We start from the raw sequence: 15,251 nt of genomic DNA, 5'->3' as shown, positions 1-15,251 counted from the left end.
AATTGACATGAACAAGCTCATGACGATGACCCGGCAGTTCCGCGACGATGAAAACGGCGCTGCCATGGTCGAGTATTCCATCCTTATCGGCATTATCGCCGTTGCATCGATTATGACTGTCCTCGCGATCGGCGGATGGGTGAACGGTCGTTTCACGGCGCTCTGCACCGCCCTCGACGCGCACCCGTCTGGCGTCTGCACCGCAGCTACGGGCGTTGGTTCCTGATCGCCTGACTACACTCAGGCCCGGATCGTTCGAGCCGGGCCTGAATCCGATCGCAGCGGGCGAATCCCGCATTGGGGCTTGGGGCTTGGGACATGCGCGCCAACACACTTATCATGATCGTGCTCGCCGGGGTGTTCGGCGTCCTGGCCGTTGTCCTGGTCAACATCTGGCTTGCAGGACAGCGAAGCGCCATGGCGCAAACGGGCGTCGTACAAGGCAGCACCGTCGTGGTTGCGGCAATGCCGCTGAAGTTCGGTGACGCTCTAAGCGCAGATAAACTGCGCGAAGTCGCATGGCCGGCGGGGGCGGTTCCAGCCGGGGCATTCAAGTCAACAAAAGACCTGTTGGCTGGCGACGGTACCAAGCAGGCATTGCAGGCGATCGGTGTCAATGAGCCGATTCTTGCTACCAAGATTACTGGCCCCGGCCAACGCGCCACACTATCGGCAGTGCTTGGCGAAGGCATGAAGGCCGTTTCGATCCGCGTCAATGATGTGCTCGGCGTCGCCGGCTTCGTTTTCCCAGGCGATCGAGTCGATATTCTACTGACCCGCACGGCGCGCGGCGATGATGGCACGGATAAGAGTTTCGTCGACGTGCTGCTGCAGAGCATGAAGGTGCTCGCCATCGACCAGGTGGCCGACGAAAGCAAGGACAGCCCGACGGTGGTGAAGTCCGTGACGCTCGAGGCCAGCACCAGGGACGCGCAAAAGCTGACGCTGGCGGCAGGCGCCGGGCAGTTGTCGCTGGCGCTGCGCCAGGCCGCAGCCAGCAAGGGCGAGACGACCGAACGGGTGACGCTTTCCGACCTGACCGGCGAGACGCCGGCAGACGTCGCCGCAAGGCAGGCGGAACTCGACAGGAAGGCAGCAGCGGAAGCCGCGGCTGCGGAGGAGCGCAAGCGCGCCGAAGACAAGCTAGCCGGGTTGACCCAGGCCGTGGAGCAAGTGGGAAACCGTCTCGACCAGTTGAGCAAGGTCAAGCCGGCGCCGGCTGTGGCATCTGCGCCGCAGGTGAAAGAAGTTGTCAAGGAAGTGGTCAAATATGTGCAGCCGGAAGCACCGGCGCGGGCGACAGTCGGTGTCTTTCGGGGTATAAAGCTTGAAACATATGATGTGCCGCGACAAAAATAACACCGGCATATCAGATATGTGGAGTGCGAATCAGCCGGCGAGGGGGTAGCGTTAATGCGCGTTTTTCGGGGATCACTGACCGCCGTTCTGGCCTTTTTCTGTGCGTTGCTGTCGTTGAGCTTCGCGGTTCACGCTGCAGACCGCTTCATCGACGTGTCGACCCCCAGCGTGCACCGGATTTTCCTGCCGATGTCGCAATCGGTGACGGTCCAGGTGAGTGCCAATCTGGGCGATATCGTCGTCGGCGATGAGAAGATTGCCGATGCGCAGCCGATGACCGACCGCACGCTTTACGTCATCGGCAAGGGCGCCGGCACCACCACGGTCAATCTGTTTTCTACCGACAAGCGCTCGCTCGGCGCCCTCCAGATCGAAGTCGGCGTCGACGTCAGCGACATGGCGCAGGCGATCCGCCAGGTGGCGCCGAAGTCGCGCATTGAAATCGGCTCGATCAACGGCAAGGTCAGGCTTGGTGGCCACGTCAAGGACGGCGCCACGCTGGCCTCGATCCTGGCGGTTGCGCAGCAATATGGCCCGGACGCTGTCATCAACTCGGTCATCGTCGACGACAGCCAGCAGGTCAATCTCGAAGTGCGGGTGCTCGAAGCCAAGCGCAATGCCGGACGCGATCTCGGCGTGTCGATCAAGAGCAGGAACGGCGATGGCACAACCCGTACCGGTACCGGTGTTGCTGCCGTCGACGAAGACGGTGTCGTGCTCGGACCGGGCGGTCTGCTCAGCGGCCTGCTGTCCAACTCGGCTCCCTTCGGAGCGCTGATCACGCGCGTCATCGACAGCAACATCAAGGTCGATCTGATCATTGAGGCGCTCGAGTCCAAAGGCGCGGTGCGCATGCTCGCGAACCCCAACCTCACCACGCTTTCCGGCGAACAGGCCAGCTTCAATGCCGGCGGGGAAGTGCCTATCCGCACTCTCGACAAAGACGGCGAGATAAGCATCGTCTACAAGCAATTCGGCGTCAATCTGCTGTTCACGCCGGTCGTACTCGACGACGGCAAGATCCATATGCAGCTGGCGCCGGAGGTGAGCGACCTGACCGGCTTCACCACCGCCGGCGACCCGATCTTCACCAATCGCAAACTGTCGACCGTCGTCGAGTTGCGCGACGGCCAGAGCTTCGCGGTCGGCGGGCTTCTTTCGAGCAAGACGACCAAGCTCCAGGACCAGGTGCCTTGGCTCGGCCAGGTGCCGGTTATCGGCACGCTGTTTCGCAGTTCGAGCAACCAGAAGGAAGAAACCGAGCTGGTCGTCATCGTCACGCCGCACATCGTGCGGCCGGTGAAGCCCGGCGAGCAGTTGGCGACGCCGTTCGACAAGACGCGGCCCGCCAACGATCCGGAATTCTTCGTGCTCGGCCAGCTTGAAGTGACCAAGGACATGGTCCGCAAATATGAACTCGGCGAAGGCGTCACCGGCCCCTATGGCCACATGCTCGACTTCAAATCGAAGGACAAGATGCTCTATGTCAAGAAATAGCGCCTTGATCCTCATTCTCTGCGCCGGTGCGCTGTCAGGCTGCGCCGCCGACTACCTGAACCACTATGATTCGGTGACGCTAGCCGCCGGCGACACGCAGAAATTCAATTCGATGCTGCAGACGGTGGACCCGCTCAATCCTAACGCAAGGAATACCAGGATCGAAGGTGACGGCGCGCGCGCCGCTGCCGTAGCCCAGGCCTACAAATATCCACCGCCGCCGCCGCCACCGCCGGCGATCACGGTCAATGTCGGCGGGTCGGGTGTGACACAGTGAACTGAATGGAAGGATGCGGAAGGCGCCGGCATGCGAGGGCCTTGGCGCAGGAAAGCAGAGAGTAAGGTCATGTTGGGGACCATTCGTGCCATCTGGAACGATCAACGCGGCGTCGCGATGATCCTTGTGGCGATCATGCTGCCCGTGCTTGTCGGCTTTGCTCTGCTGGCCATCGATATGAGCCGGGCCAGCGGACTGCATAATGATCTGCAGAAGGGTGTTGATGCGCTCGCGCTTGCGACCGCTGCTGAACTGGATGGCAGAGCGGATTCAATCGACCGAGCGAACCGGGCGATGACGACCCTACTCACCAACAAAACCAAGTTTTCTACCTCTGACGATCCCACTTCTCACGATCACACGCTCGCGGTGGCCGACGTGACCGTCAGATATTTGACGGGAATACCCGCCGACGACAGCACCACTTTGAGCGCCGCCGGCGTCGATTCTACCGGTCATGACTGGTCAAGTACCGATCCCAAAGCTGTGACATTCTCTCTGGTGACGGTAAACGCTTCCGGCTTGGCGGATGGCGCAGGCGCCTTCGCGACGATATTCCCGGCAAGCTTTCTAGGCGGCAGCGACACCATGGATTTAAGGCCACAGGCTGTGGCCGGATTTGTCCAGTCGATATGCGAAACGGTGCCAATCTTCATGTGCAATCCGTTCGAGACGACCGACCCGTCGACCAGCAAAACGATCCAGCAGGCCTTTGCAGCCGGGCTCACATACAGCCGCGAACTCCGCGTCCTCAAGGTCGACAGCAACCCCGGCCCAGGCAATTTCGGACTGATCGACAACAGTCTCGCGTCGCTGCGGGACGCGCTCGCTGTCGGAACCGCCGGCACCTGCTATCAACGCGATAAGCTCACCACTAAGACCGGCGTCACCCTGGGCCAGGTCAACGCTGGCCTCAATGTACGCTTCGACATCTACAGCACTTCGCTGAAGAGCCATGACACCGATTGGCAATATCGGCCGGCGAGCAATGTGCGCAAGGGCGTGGACAAGACCGCGAACTGCAACAAATACAAGCCCAACACAGACGGAACGGCGATGGCGCTGCCGCCAGGCGATGGCTTTGATTCCGCAACGGGGATGACGAATTCGACATGGGATCGCACCAACTATTGGCAGATTAACCATGGTGCCGCATATCCCACCGTCCCTAGCACCACCAACCCGACCGGCGCCTCTGTGCCGGCTTCCAGATATGACGTCTACAAATACGAGATTGCGAACGGGCTCGTCGGGGACAAGTCCCTCGCGCCGACAAAGGAAAGCGGCGTTCCGGCCTGTTTCAAAGGCACAACGCCGACCTCGGATCCCGATCGCCGTCTGCTTAACATGGCGATCGTCAACTGCATCGCCAACCAAGCCAAGATCAATGGCCATGTCCAGCTCAAGCCTGATGGCTATGCCAGTGTCTTTATAAATAGCCCGATCCAGAAGCAGGATAACAGCAAGGACGACGAGGACACCACGGCCGGGGAGAAGCCTATCAGCCTGGAGATCGTCGATGTAGATGGGGGGTTTGCCAACAACACCCTTTTAGACAAAGCATTTCGCAACGAAGCCCAACTGTATCGGTAGGATCGACATGACCAGGTTCGGCAACATCATTAGGCGGTTCCAAGGCGACGAAAATGGCGCCGCTTTGGTGGAAGCCGCGATCACCATACCACTGGTATTTCTGTTATCGGCTGGTGTGTTTGAGTTTTCCAACATCCTGAACACGCGCCTGCTTCTCGAAGCCGGCGTTGAAGATGCGGGTCGCTACATGGCACGATGCAGCAGTGACTGGGAGACCTGCAAGGGGCGGGCTCAAAACCTTGCTGCCTCGGGGGCGGTCACCGGCGGCAGCGCCAGAGTGGCTGGATGGCTTCCACCGACAGTTGAGATCACCAAGAGTTTGTCCACGCCCGCGGTCGATGTGGCCACGGGCACGCAGCTTTATCTTAGCAGCACGACCAATGTCGATGTCGTGGACGTCAGTACCTCCTATTCTTATCCGGACGTCGGCTTCTGGTCGTATCTCGGCTTTGGTGCTCTCACGCTGAGGGTGTCCCATCAGGAACGAGTCATTGGATGGTGACGGAGCGCATCAAGTTTTGGGCCAACCAGTCCGGAGCGACTATGGTCGAAATGGCCATAGTGATGCCGCTGCTGTTGACGCTTCTGCTTGGCTTCGTCGATTTCGGCTACGCCTTTTACCAATGGAATGCTGGGAATAAAGCGGTGCAAGCCGGCGCAAGGCTGGCGCAGATTTCTACACCTGTCGCCAGCGGGCTTCTGGTGGAGACGATAACGCAGAGCGATATAACCAAAGTCGGCACCGCGGTGGCTGCAAACACCTACAACTATATCTGCACTGCCAATATTGCTGGAAGCGTCACTTGCACTTGTGGCGTGGGCGCTACGTGTCAGAACCTCAATGTAAGCCAAGCCGCTTTTGATTTCATTTTCAGCGGCAACAGCAGCCGGGCCGGAATGCAGACTTTCCTGCCAATGCTGGCGAAGTCCGAAGTGCGGATACAATACCAGGCATCCGGCCTCGGCTACTGGACGCGTCCCAGCGGGCCAGTACCGACAGTCACCGTCAGCATCACCAATCATCCCTTCCAGTTCTTCTTTCTCGGATTCGCAAATATCACAATGCCCTCCATGCTGAGCACGGTCACGGGCGAAGACATGAAAAGCACCTGGCCATGAACGCCATCAACACCAAGGTTACGCCGACCAAGCGAAAGCAGGTGGCGCTGTTTTCGTCGGATCCGAATTTCAAGCGCGATGTGGCGACGCGGCTCGATGCGCTGGCGATCTATGACGTCAGGGTTTCCGAGACGAGCGACTTTCTGAAAGGTCCGCCCGCCGAGACGCGGCCCGGCATCGTCATCCTCGATCTCGGCAATGGCGAGTTGCTCGGCAGGCCGGGCATCGTCGAGGCGCGCGCACTGTGGGCTGCCGTGCCGCTGATCGCGGTTTCCGACGAGCTGACCTCGGAACAGACGCGCGTTTTGGTGCGCATGAACGCCTCGGACTGGCTGCACAAGCCGCTCGACGGCAAGGAGCTGCTCAACGCGGTGACCTTCCACGACACCGGCAGCCAGGGAACGAAGAGCCGGATCATCACCTTCATCAGCGCCAGCGGCGGCGCGGGCGCCACGACGCTGGCGCTGTCGGCGGCCGAATTCCTGGCGTCGAAATCGGCTGAACGCGCGGCGTCCACCTGTCTCGTCGACCTGGATTTTCAGAGCGCCAATTGCGGCGCCTATCTCAATCTGTTCAACCAGTTCGACCTTGCCGGCATCATCGGCCAGCCGGAGCGGCTCGATGTCGAGTTGATGGACGTCATCAAGCTGTCGCGCCCGTCCGGCCTCACGCTCTACGCGTTCGAGCGGCCGCAACTGCCGTTCGAGCCGCATGGCAGCGATTTCGTCTTCCGGCTGCTCGACCTGGTCGCCTACCGCTTCGACGACATCGTCATCGACCTGCCCAATCTCGAAACGCCCTGGCACAATTCCGTGCTGTCGACGAGCGACGAGATCTTCATCGTCTTCGAGCTCAACGTCGCGTCGCTGCGGCAAGGCAAGCGGCTCTACAAGAAGATCCGCGAGCTGCGCGGCAATGCGGTGTCGATCACGCTGGTCGCCAACAAGCACAAGCGCAAATGGTTCGGGAACCATTTTTCGCGCAGCGAGCTCGAAAAGATCTTCAAGGCGCCGCACATCAAGTCGGTCGCGCTGGACAACGCGCTTCTGACCGATGCGCTGAACAGGGCCATCCCGCCATCGGAAGTGGATGGGCGGGCGCGCTTCAACAAGGATCTGAAGCGGATGTTCAAAGAGCGGCTCGATGACGCTGCCCGATAGATATCGGATCGCCCCAAAGCTCGCCGGCGCCTGCGTGCTCGGCGTGGCGCTGGCGCTGTCCGTCCACGATTTCGCCGAGGCGCGATCGGCGCTTTCGGAGCGGCCGCCGCTGCCGGCGATGGGACCCAGCCTGCGCAAGGCCGTTGCCTTCGCAACCGCCGAGCAGCCGGGAACGATCATCATCCGCAAGGACGAGAAGGCGCTTTACCTGGTGACCCGCCAGGGCCAGGCGCTGCGCTACCAGATCAGCGTCGGGCGCGACGGGTTCGGCTGGACCGGCACCGTCAAGGTCGGGGCGAAGACCGAATGGCCGGAGTGGCGCCCGCCGCAGGAAATGCGCGCCCGCCAGCCGGAGCTGCCGAAAATGGTGCCCGCCGGCCCCTACAATCCGCTCGGCGCAAGGGCGCTCTACCTGTCGCGGGACGGCCGCGACACGCTCTACCGCATACACGGCACCAACGACCCGTCGGGTGTCGGCTTCGACGGGACATCGGGCTGTTTTCGTCTCACCAACACGGATGTGATCGATCTTTTCAAACGCGTCGCGGTCGGCGCAAAGGTGGTGGTCCAATGACGATGATCAGCGAACCGGACATGCCGGCGATCGATATCGGAAACCAGGAACAGCGCGAACCGGCTGCCACCGAGAAGCCCAGCAAGGCAAAGACGATCGGCGTCATCGTCGCCGGTGGCGCGCTTCTGATCACCGCGATCAACATGGCGGCCGCGGTCTATCTCTATCGGGGCATGAGCGACCTGCGTTTCGTCGAAGCGCGACTGGAGCAGCTCGGCGCGTTCGAGCAGCGGATCGCGGCCCGGCTCGACACGGTCAACAACGGCTTCCAGAGCCGGTTCGAGAAACTGGACAGCCAGTTGCAAGGCAGCTTCAACGAGATCGATGCCAGCATTGCCCGGTTGGGGCAGCCTATGCCGGTCGCCGGCGGCGCGGCCATGCCGGGTGCGGAAGAACCGTCCGAGATCGCCACCAGCACGCTGGCGCAGGCGCCCGAAGCCCTCGACGGCGAGAGCGCGAGCGAACCCGGCGTCATCGAAGCGCCCGCACCCAGGAGGAGAATCGCGTCGGCCTCGCCGCCTGCCCCAAGCTCCAACTACCAGCGCATCCAGCAGCCCGACGGCAAGGTCTATTACCGCCGGATCAACAACTAGGCCTGACGGCGCTGCATCCGGGCAGGATGCGAGCGGTTCAGAGATCGCGCTGCAGCGCCAGGATACGGATGGTCCGGACGGACCGCTCCCGCGCCTCGGTGAGGAAGGCGATGTGGCAGTAGGCACAGGCCACGATGCCAAAAAGCAGCACCAGGCTGTTCTTCAAGGTGAAATCAACAGCCAGCGTGAATGGAAAACCGCTGGGCGAGGTGAATGCGGCGATCGTGCTCGCCGTTTCCGAATGGCTGCCGACGGCGATCATCAGCCCGGCAAAAATCAGGGCGACATGGTTGGCGAGGAAGACGAAAGCCGACCGCTTGGCGTGACACGCTATCCAGCAGACGATCGATGCGGCGGCAAGGATGACAGCGTCGAGAGCCATGGAGCCGCCCAGCCAGACATCCACCTGCTGCCAGAACATCGCCGACAAGGGGCGCAGTTCAAGCCATAGCCACCATGCGGTGGGGCTGGCTGGATAGGTGCCCAGCAACAAGGTCGCCATGCGCTCCCCTGCCAGGACCGCCAGAATGAGAAACGGAAAGGCGAAAAGCAGGAGCGGCTTGCGTTTCATGTTCCCTCGACAATCTGCAAGCCAGGATAGGCCGCATAGATTGCTCAAGGCTTAACAGCCCTACTTCCGGCCCTCTGCCGATTGCGAGCGCTCGAGGACGGCGAAGAAGATCACGGTGAGCAGAAGGACGATCAGCAGCAGCACGAACGCGGCTGCCGCGCCTTCGTTGAGCGAAAGGCCGAGAAAGGCACGACGGTAGGCAAAGAAGCTCAGCACTTCGGTCGCGTTGCCCGGTCCGCCCTTGGTCAGGACATAGGGCAGATCGTAGGTCCGGAACTCGTTGATCAGCTGAATGATGACGGTGATCGCCGCGACCGGCCGAAGCATCGGCAGCGTGATGTAGACGAATTGCTGCCAGCCGCGCGCGCCATCCACTTCAGCCGCCTCATAGGGATCGCGCGGCAAAGCGGCGAGCCCCGCGGCAAGGATCAGCACGACGAAGGACATTTGCTGCCAGATGTCGATCGCCGCCATCGTCCAGAGCGCCATGCCTGGCGTGCCGAGCCAGTCGAGGCGCGGCAGGCCTGATGTCTCCATGAGATGATTGGCGATGCCGAGATTGGGCTGGAGCAGCATGCGCCAGATCAAGGCGACGCTGATCGGCGACATCGCCATGGGAATGGTCAGAACCGCGAAATAGACCGGCTTCATCCGGACCGTCCGGTTGAGCATCAGGGCAATGCCGAGCCCGATCACGAACTCGCCGACCACCGTCACCGCCGAATAGCGCACGGTGAGCCAGAGCGCGTTCCAGAACAGCTCATCGCCGATCATCGAGGCGAAATTCTTGAACCCGACAAGCGGCAGAAGCTGCGGCTTGATCAGGGTCATCGAGGAGATCGAGAGGATGCAGGCATAGGCCAGCGGAAAGCCCATCACGACCGCCAGCAGCAACAGGCCGGGCAAGGCAAAGGCCCAGCCGGTTCGCCACTCGCGGCCACGGGCAGCCCATCCTTTTTTGATCGCATTGTGCATCGTAGCCGAGCCTTGGTCGGGGTGGCGTTGCTGATCTCGTCAAGAGGTCAAGATCCGGCGCGGCTGACACCGCCGCGCCGGATCTCCTTGCCGAGCCAGAGCGCTATTTGTCGAGGAGCCCCTGCAGGCCGTCGGAAGCCGCCTTCAGCGCCGCGTCCGAAGTCGCCTGGCCGCCAGCCGCCAGCGAGAGCTGGGTACCGAGCAGATCCTCGTATTGCGCCGAATAGGTGAAGATCGGGAACGACTTGCCGGTCGCCACCACATCCTCGGCGGTCTTGTAGAAAGGATATTTCGCCAGCACCGCCGCATCGGCATAGACATCGCTGCGCACGGGCGCGTGGCCTTCGAGCGCGCGCTTCACCGAAACCTCCTTGCTCTGCACCCACTGGATGAAGGTCCAGGCGGCTTCCTGCTCTTCCGGTGACGTGTTCTTGGGAATGCCCCAGCCCCAACCGCCGCTTTCGCCATGGCCACCCGGCATCACCGACAGACCGACCTTGCCGGCGACCGTCGGACACTTCACGGCATCGTCCATCTGCGGCAGCATCCACCAATAGGTGACCATGCTGAAGGCGGAACCGCTGCACATCAGGCGCATGGTGTCATCGAGCGTCGCCGACACGGCACCCTGCTGGGCGCCATGCTGGATGTTGTCGACATAGAGATCGAGCGCCTTCTTGGCCTCTGCCGTGTCGAGGCTCGCCTTGCCGTCGGCATTGAGATAGCTGCCGCCGGCGGAGAACAGGTAATTGGAGAATTCCATGCTGTTGGGATCGCCGCGCTGGCCCTGCATCGCGGCTCCGGCGACGCCGGCATTGGCCTTCATGAATTTGGAAATCGCCACATAATCTTCGAGCGTCGTCGGCAAAGCGAGCTCCTTGCCGGTTGCCGTCTTGTAGGCGGCCTTGAGCTTCTCGTCGCCGATCAGGTCGGTCCGGTAGAGGAGGCCCATCGAGTAGTTGTACATGGGCACCAGGAACAGCTGGTCCTTGGTTCGGCCGAGCAGGTCAAGCGTCGAGGGAATGAAGGGGCTCAGATCGTATTTGGATTTCTCGACGAAGGGTTTCAGGTCGGCGAGCCAGCCGGCCGCCGGAAATTCGCCTGCCCACAAGAAGTCGACCTCGAGCACATTGTAGTAGCTCTGCGACGCGGTCAGCTGCGACACCAGCTTGTCGTGCATGTCGGGATAGCCGATCTTCTCGAACTCGACCTTGATGCCGGTCTGCTTCTCGAATTCGGGCAACAGCGCTTCAATGATCTTGGTTTCCGGCACGTCCTCCATCAAGGCGTGCAAGGTGATGGGCTCAGCCGCCCTGGCCGGAAGCGATGCGCTGACAACAGCTGCCCCGCTCACGGCCGTCATCAGCATTTTGATCAAGGTCTGCTTGTTCCAAGTCATAACTCTCTACTCCTCTTTCCCTCTGGACGCGGCGGTGATCCCGCCACGATTTCATAACCGGCTAGCGAGCCATGTCGGCTCTCGGAGCGGCCGGCCTATTTCACGCTGCCGAACGTCAAGCCCTGGACGATGAAACGCTGGATGAAGCGGGAAGCCACGACCAGCGGCAGGATGGCTAGGACGACGCCGGCAGAAACCTTGGCGATCTGGACGCCGTTCGAGGTCTGCAACGCGGCGAGCGCAACCGGTATGGTCGCCGTCTTGGGCCCGCTCAAAACCAGGGCAAACAAAAACTCATTCCACGCCAGGATGAAGCCGAGCACGCCGGCGGCCGCGATACCGGGCATCGACACCGGCAGCACAATGCGCCAGAAGGCACCCCAGGCGGTCGCGCCGTCGGTCATCGCCGCCCACTCCAGATCGACTGGAATGCCTTCGAAGAAGCCCATCAGGATCCAGGTCAGGAAAGGCAGGTTGAGCGCGGCATAGACGATTATCAGCCCGGTCAGCGAATTGCTGAGCTCAAGGCTTCGGAACAGCGTGAAGGTCGGCAGCACCAGCGCCACGGGCGGCAGCATTTGCGTCGCCAGAACGGCAAACCGCGCCCAACGACCGCCCGTACGGAAGCGGGCGAAGGCATAGCCGGTGGTGGCGGCAAAAGGCAAAGCGAGCAGAACCGAGCCGAGCGCGACGATCAAGCTGTTGAGGTAGGACTGACCGAAGCGACCTGACAGCAGCGCCGAATAATTGTCCGTCGTAAAGGCTGGCATCAGCTCGTTGCTGTAGGATAGCTGCTCGGGCACGAAGCTCGTCCGGAGCACCCAGAGCGGCGGCAGCAGCACGATGGCGCAAACGACAATCAGCCCGAAATGCAGGCCGAAGCGGCGACGAAAGGCAGGCCGCTCGTTTCTGTCCATGCTGGTCATCGAGTGGCCCCCATGAGGCTCGGCCGCGCGATGACCAGTTCGGTCTCGGGATCGAAGAGGTGCATCGGCAGCGGGTCGATGTAGAGTTCGACGGTCGAGCCGACGGGCGCCGTGAAATAACGGCTGAGGCGGGCGGCGATCTCCAACGGCTTATCATCGCCGGTCGGGCGCGCATCATCCTTGCCGGTGGGCTGACCCGCGATCTGGCCGATCAGGACGTTCTCGGCGCCGAGAGCCTCGACGGCCACGACCCGTACGGCAATCTTCTGCCAGTCCGGCTTGTCGGGGCTTTCGTGGAAATCCTCGGCCCGCACGCCCAGAATGACGCGGCGCCCGACACGCTCGCCATAGGCGTTGCGGTGGCGGGCGGGGACGGCAAGCACGGCACCACTGTCGGTCAGGACGGAGAGCCCTTCGCCAGGTGCGGCCTGAAGCGTGGCCGGAATGAGGTTCATCGGCGGCGTCGCCAGGAAGCGCGCGACGAAGGTGTTGACCGGGTCGGCATAGACTTCAAGCGGCCGGCCGGCCTGGACCAGGCGACCATCGCGCATGATGCATATGCGATCGCCCATGGTCATGGCCTCGACCTGGTCGTGCGTGACATGGACGATGGTGCGGCCAAGGCGCCGGTGCAGCTTGACGAGTTCGAGCCGCATTTCGGCACGCAGCTGCGCGTCGAGGTTGGAGAGCGGCTCGTCAAGCAGGAAGGCCGCCGGTTCGCGAACGATCGCCCGGCCGAGCGCGACACGCTGCCGCTGGCCGCCCGAAAGCGCTGCCGGCTTGCGGCCGAGAAGGCTCTGCAGACCGAGCAGGTTAGCGGCGTCCGCAATCTTGGCATCGATGACCGCTGCGTCGGTGCCGCGCATCTTCAGCCCGAAGGCCATATTCTGCCGCACCGACATATGCGGATAGAGCGCGTAGCTCTGGAACACCACCGCGACGTTGCGGTCGCGCGGCGCGACATTGGCGACGCTCTTGCCACCGATGCGAAGATCGCCGGAGGAAATACTCTCCAGGCCGGCAATCATCCGCAGCGTCGTCGACTTGCCGCATCCCGACGGTCCGAGAAAGATCACGAATTCACCATCGGGAATGGTGAGATCGACCTCATGCACCCCGTAATTGCCATTGCCGTAGAGCTTGGAAACGCGATCGAGCTCGATAGACGCCATAGACTTTCCTCATGAACCCGTCTGACCCGGCTGAACGCCGAAGGCCGAAGTCGAGCGAACGGTCATCTTAGAGAACAAAATACAACATTAAAAGCCTACCTTCTGATCATATGTGTTCACTTTTTTGGATGGAGCGCGCCTGCGTCAGGATCCGGCTCAAGCCGCCAAAGGCCGTCAGGTCATGTAGACGCCGCCGGTCACGTTGACCCCCTGGCCAGTCATGAAGCGGGCTTGATCCGAGCAGAGGAACACGACGACGTCGGCGACATCCTCCGGCAGCTCGAGCCGGCCGAGCGGCGTCTGCGCGATATAGTCGGCGACCACCCGTTCGGGCGTGACTTGCCGCAGATGCGCCTCCCACTCGACTTCGCGCGATTGCATGCCGGTCTTGACGAACCCCGGGCAGACGGCATTGACGCGTATCCCCTTCGGCGCGAGCTCGCGGGCAAAGGCCTGCGTCCAGCCGAGCACGGCGAACTTGGATGCCGAATAGTGCGCCAGGAGCGGCGCACCGACCTTCGCGGCAAGCGAGGCGGTGTTGACGATGCAACCCGTGCCCTGCTTGACAAAATGCCGTCCAGCGATCTGATTTGCCAGGAATACACCGCGTGCATTGACCGAGAAGTTGAAGTCCCACTCCTCGTCGGTCAGATCGAGCGCATGCTGCATGGTGGACACGCCGGCATTGGCGATCAAGATGTCGCAGCCGCCAAGCGCTTCCAGTACAGTTGCAAAGGCAGCCTCGACGGAATCGCGACGGCGAACATCAACCATGACAGGCGTGGCACCGCCGCCAATCTCCTCGGCCGCCTTGCGTGCCGCGTCGGGATCCAGATCACCGATCGCCACGGCGACACCCTGCCGCATCAGGGCGGTCGCGATCGCGCGACCGATCCCCGCGCCGCCGCCTGTCACGAAGGCGCGTTTGCCCGCAAGTTCGGCAAGCACTGGAGGCGTGACGGAGACAGCCGGCATGGTCGTATTCTCTCTGCTTGATGGCGGAATGCGCTCTGTTGATTTGAGATGCATACCAATAAATTCGAACACTGCAAACATATTTTTGTTTGAAAATGTTTGATCATGCGGTAGAGTCAAAACCGCTGACCGCTTCGTCAGCAGCTTACCCACCGGATACATCGATGGCAGACGACACCGCCCCTCCTCTATCGTCCACGCACGGCGCACCGCGTGATGCCGATCGTCAGCGCCTTCTCGCGCACGATCGACAGGCACGCATCCTGGCTTTCCTGCGCCGGACGGGGTCGCTCACTGTCGCTGCGGCCGCTGCCGAACTTGCCGTTTCCGACATGACGATCCGCCGCGATCTCGTCGAACTGGAACGCGAGGGCAGGCTGGTGCGAATCCATGGCGGCGCGATCGAGGCCGACACCCCGCCGCTGGTCGCCATGGACAGTGAGGAGCCGAGTTTCGATTCGCGCTTGCGCCAGCGCCGAGACCCGAAGGCGGCGATTGCCGCGGCCGCGGCCGCGCTGGTCTCGGGATACCGCACGATCGCGATGGATGTCGGCACCACCACCTATCTGATGGCCGAGCACCTCAGGGACCTTCCGCACGCCAAGGTGTTCACCAACAGCCTCAGGATCGCGGCGTTGCTGAACGGCGGCGTGCCCGAAGTCTATGTTGCCGGCGGTCGCGTACGGGCCGACGAGATGTCGACCGGCGGGCCCGCGGCCATCGCCCAGTTCGAGGCGCTGTGGTTCGACGTCGCCGTCATCGGCGTGTCCGGCATCACGGCGGACGGCCTCTTCGACTATTCCTTCGATGATACCGATATGAAGCGCGCCTATCTGAGACGGTCGGGCACCAAGATCGTCCTGTGCGATTCCGCCAAATTCCTGCGCATGTCGCTGGTGCGGATAGCGCCACTGTCGGACATAGACATCCTCATCACCGATGCCGAGCCGCCGGCCAAGATCGCCGCGGCGCTCGCCGCGGCCAAGGTCGACCTGCGCATCGCGCCGCCACTGACGCGCGACTGAGGCGCAACATTTTCACTTTATCCCAAGGAGAAGACT

17 protein-coding genes are annotated in these 15,251 nt (G+C 62.1%); 11 read left to right on the top strand and 6 right to left on the bottom strand.

Features of this window, described 5'->3' with window-relative positions; all coding sequences use genetic code 11:
• The first annotated feature begins 7 nt into the window (after positions 1-7).
• The 10 genes from EOA16_RS00200 (at position 8) to EOA16_RS00155 (ending at position 8,172) form a co-directional block, all read left to right on the top strand.
• Positions 8-226: a Flp family type IVb pilin gene (locus EOA16_RS00200; RefSeq protein WP_127254719.1), complete on the top strand. Its 219-nt coding sequence runs from the start codon at positions 8-10 to the stop codon at positions 224-226.
• 92 nt (positions 227-318) lie between these two features.
• Positions 319-1,359, top strand: coding sequence for a Flp pilus assembly protein CpaB (gene cpaB, locus EOA16_RS00195; RefSeq protein WP_127254718.1), 1,041 nt, complete (start codon positions 319-321; stop codon positions 1,357-1,359).
• Positions 1,360-1,413: 54 nt separating this feature from the next.
• Positions 1,414-2,856 carry a type II and III secretion system protein family protein gene (locus EOA16_RS00190; RefSeq protein ID WP_127254717.1) on the top strand — a complete coding sequence of 481 codons (1,443 nt, stop codon included), beginning with the start codon at positions 1,414-1,416 and terminating at the stop codon, positions 2,854-2,856.
• On the top strand, positions 2,843-3,133 hold the full coding sequence (locus EOA16_RS00185; protein ID WP_127254716.1) for a hypothetical protein: 291 nt from the start codon (positions 2,843-2,845) through the stop codon (positions 3,131-3,133). Before EOA16_RS00190 ends, EOA16_RS00185 begins: the two co-directional genes overlap by 14 nt.
• A 69-nt stretch (positions 3,134-3,202) precedes the next feature.
• Positions 3,203-4,726 (top strand): pilus assembly protein TadG-related protein, encoded by a 1,524-nt coding sequence (locus EOA16_RS00180; protein WP_164754048.1) that lies wholly within the window; start codon positions 3,203-3,205, stop codon positions 4,724-4,726.
• A 7-nt stretch (positions 4,727-4,733) separates the two neighbouring features.
• A complete protein-coding gene (locus tag EOA16_RS00175) occupies positions 4,734-5,228 on the top strand; it encodes a TadE/TadG family type IV pilus assembly protein (RefSeq protein ID WP_127254714.1) in 495 nt (164 codons plus the stop codon).
• The gene (locus tag EOA16_RS00170; protein ID WP_127254713.1) at positions 5,222-5,845 is read left to right on the top strand and encodes a TadE/TadG family type IV pilus assembly protein; all 624 of its coding nucleotides are present in this window, start codon (positions 5,222-5,224) and stop codon (positions 5,843-5,845) included. Before EOA16_RS00175 ends, EOA16_RS00170 begins: the two co-directional genes overlap by 7 nt.
• Positions 5,842-7,005, top strand: a complete 1,164-nt coding sequence (locus tag EOA16_RS00165) for an AAA family ATPase (protein ID WP_127254712.1) — start codon at positions 5,842-5,844, stop codon at positions 7,003-7,005. Before EOA16_RS00170 ends, EOA16_RS00165 begins: the two co-directional genes overlap by 4 nt.
• Positions 6,989-7,579, top strand: coding sequence for a L,D-transpeptidase (locus EOA16_RS00160; RefSeq protein ID WP_127254711.1), 591 nt, complete (start codon positions 6,989-6,991; stop codon positions 7,577-7,579). The genes EOA16_RS00165 and EOA16_RS00160 overlap by 17 nt, the downstream gene beginning before the upstream one ends.
• A gap of 20 nt (positions 7,580-7,599) precedes the next feature.
• On the top strand, positions 7,600-8,172 hold the full coding sequence (locus tag EOA16_RS00155) for a hypothetical protein (protein ID WP_245455803.1): 573 nt from the start codon (positions 7,600-7,602) through the stop codon (positions 8,170-8,172).
• 37 nt (positions 8,173-8,209) lie between these two features.
• On the opposite strand, the gene EOA16_RS00150 is transcribed toward EOA16_RS00155, so the two are convergent.
• The 6 genes from EOA16_RS00150 to EOA16_RS00125 all read right to left on the bottom strand — a co-directional run bounded on the left by EOA16_RS00150 (position 8,210) and on the right by EOA16_RS00125 (position 14,190).
• Positions 8,210-8,743 (bottom strand): hypothetical protein, encoded by a 534-nt coding sequence (locus EOA16_RS00150; protein ID WP_127254709.1) that lies wholly within the window; start codon positions 8,741-8,743, stop codon positions 8,210-8,212.
• Between the two features lie 60 nt (positions 8,744-8,803).
• Positions 8,804-9,718: a sugar ABC transporter permease gene (locus EOA16_RS00145; protein WP_127254708.1), complete on the bottom strand. Its 915-nt coding sequence runs from the start codon at positions 9,716-9,718 to the stop codon at positions 8,804-8,806.
• Between the two features lie 103 nt (positions 9,719-9,821).
• On the bottom strand, positions 9,822-11,117 hold the full coding sequence (locus tag EOA16_RS00140; RefSeq protein WP_127254707.1) for a sugar ABC transporter substrate-binding protein: 1,296 nt from the start codon (positions 11,115-11,117) through the stop codon (positions 9,822-9,824).
• 95 nt (positions 11,118-11,212) lie between these two features.
• The gene (locus tag EOA16_RS00135) at positions 11,213-12,043 is read right to left on the bottom strand and encodes a carbohydrate ABC transporter permease (RefSeq protein ID WP_127254706.1); all 831 of its coding nucleotides are present in this window, start codon (positions 12,041-12,043) and stop codon (positions 11,213-11,215) included.
• Complete coding sequence (locus EOA16_RS00130) at positions 12,040-13,215, bottom strand: ATP-binding cassette domain-containing protein (RefSeq protein WP_127254705.1); 1,176 nt, start codon at positions 13,213-13,215, stop codon at positions 12,040-12,042. Before EOA16_RS00130 ends, EOA16_RS00135 begins: the two co-directional genes overlap by 4 nt.
• A 174-nt stretch (positions 13,216-13,389) precedes the next feature.
• Positions 13,390-14,190 carry an SDR family NAD(P)-dependent oxidoreductase gene (locus EOA16_RS00125; RefSeq protein ID WP_127255291.1) on the bottom strand — a complete coding sequence of 267 codons (801 nt, stop codon included), beginning with the start codon at positions 14,188-14,190 and terminating at the stop codon, positions 13,390-13,392.
• Positions 14,191-14,354: 164 nt separating this feature from the next.
• On the opposite strand from EOA16_RS00125, the gene EOA16_RS00120 reads away from it, so the two are divergent.
• Positions 14,355-15,215, top strand: coding sequence for a DeoR/GlpR family DNA-binding transcription regulator (locus EOA16_RS00120; protein ID WP_127254704.1), 861 nt, complete (start codon positions 14,355-14,357; stop codon positions 15,213-15,215).
• The last annotated feature ends 36 nt before the right edge of the window (positions 15,216-15,251 follow it).

Source organism: Mesorhizobium sp. M7A.F.Ca.US.008.03.1.1 (assembly GCF_003997495.1).
Classification (GTDB): domain Bacteria; phylum Pseudomonadota; class Alphaproteobacteria; order Rhizobiales; family Rhizobiaceae; genus Mesorhizobium.
Note: the sequence above shows the minus strand (reverse complement) of the source record. Positions and strands in the feature narration are given on the sequence as shown.

What these genes read in the sequence shown, in the direction of transcription:
- EOA16_RS00200 (WP_127254719.1), top strand. Translation starts at nt 8, where the DNA reads ATGAACAAGCTCATGACGATGACCCGGCAGTTCCGCGACGATGAAAAC.
- cpaB (WP_127254718.1), top strand. Translation starts at nt 319, where the DNA reads ATGCGCGCCAACACACTTATCATGATCGTGCTCGCCGGGGTGTTCGGC.
- EOA16_RS00190 (WP_127254717.1), top strand. Translation starts at nt 1,414, where the DNA reads ATGCGCGTTTTTCGGGGATCACTGACCGCCGTTCTGGCCTTTTTCTGT.
- EOA16_RS00185 (WP_127254716.1), top strand. Translation starts at nt 2,843, where the DNA reads ATGTCAAGAAATAGCGCCTTGATCCTCATTCTCTGCGCCGGTGCGCTG.
- EOA16_RS00180 (WP_164754048.1), top strand. Translation starts at nt 3,203, where the DNA reads ATGTTGGGGACCATTCGTGCCATCTGGAACGATCAACGCGGCGTCGCG.
- EOA16_RS00175 (WP_127254714.1), top strand. Translation starts at nt 4,734, where the DNA reads ATGACCAGGTTCGGCAACATCATTAGGCGGTTCCAAGGCGACGAAAAT.
- EOA16_RS00170 (WP_127254713.1), top strand. Translation starts at nt 5,222, where the DNA reads ATGGTGACGGAGCGCATCAAGTTTTGGGCCAACCAGTCCGGAGCGACT.
- EOA16_RS00165 (WP_127254712.1), top strand. Translation starts at nt 5,842, where the DNA reads ATGAACGCCATCAACACCAAGGTTACGCCGACCAAGCGAAAGCAGGTG.
- EOA16_RS00160 (WP_127254711.1), top strand. Translation starts at nt 6,989, where the DNA reads ATGACGCTGCCCGATAGATATCGGATCGCCCCAAAGCTCGCCGGCGCC.
- EOA16_RS00155 (WP_245455803.1), top strand. Translation starts at nt 7,600, where the DNA reads ATGCCGGCGATCGATATCGGAAACCAGGAACAGCGCGAACCGGCTGCC.
- EOA16_RS00150 (WP_127254709.1), bottom strand. Translation starts at nt 8,743, where the DNA reads ATGAAACGCAAGCCGCTCCTGCTTTTCGCCTTTCCGTTTCTCATTCTG.
- EOA16_RS00145 (WP_127254708.1), bottom strand. Translation starts at nt 9,718, where the DNA reads ATGCACAATGCGATCAAAAAAGGATGGGCTGCCCGTGGCCGCGAGTGG.
- EOA16_RS00140 (WP_127254707.1), bottom strand. Translation starts at nt 11,117, where the DNA reads ATGACTTGGAACAAGCAGACCTTGATCAAAATGCTGATGACGGCCGTG.
- EOA16_RS00135 (WP_127254706.1), bottom strand. Translation starts at nt 12,043, where the DNA reads ATGACCAGCATGGACAGAAACGAGCGGCCTGCCTTTCGTCGCCGCTTC.
- EOA16_RS00130 (WP_127254705.1), bottom strand. Translation starts at nt 13,215, where the DNA reads ATGGCGTCTATCGAGCTCGATCGCGTTTCCAAGCTCTACGGCAATGGC.
- EOA16_RS00125 (WP_127255291.1), bottom strand. Translation starts at nt 14,190, where the DNA reads ATGCCGGCTGTCTCCGTCACGCCTCCAGTGCTTGCCGAACTTGCGGGC.
- EOA16_RS00120 (WP_127254704.1), top strand. Translation starts at nt 14,355, where the DNA reads ATGGCAGACGACACCGCCCCTCCTCTATCGTCCACGCACGGCGCACCG.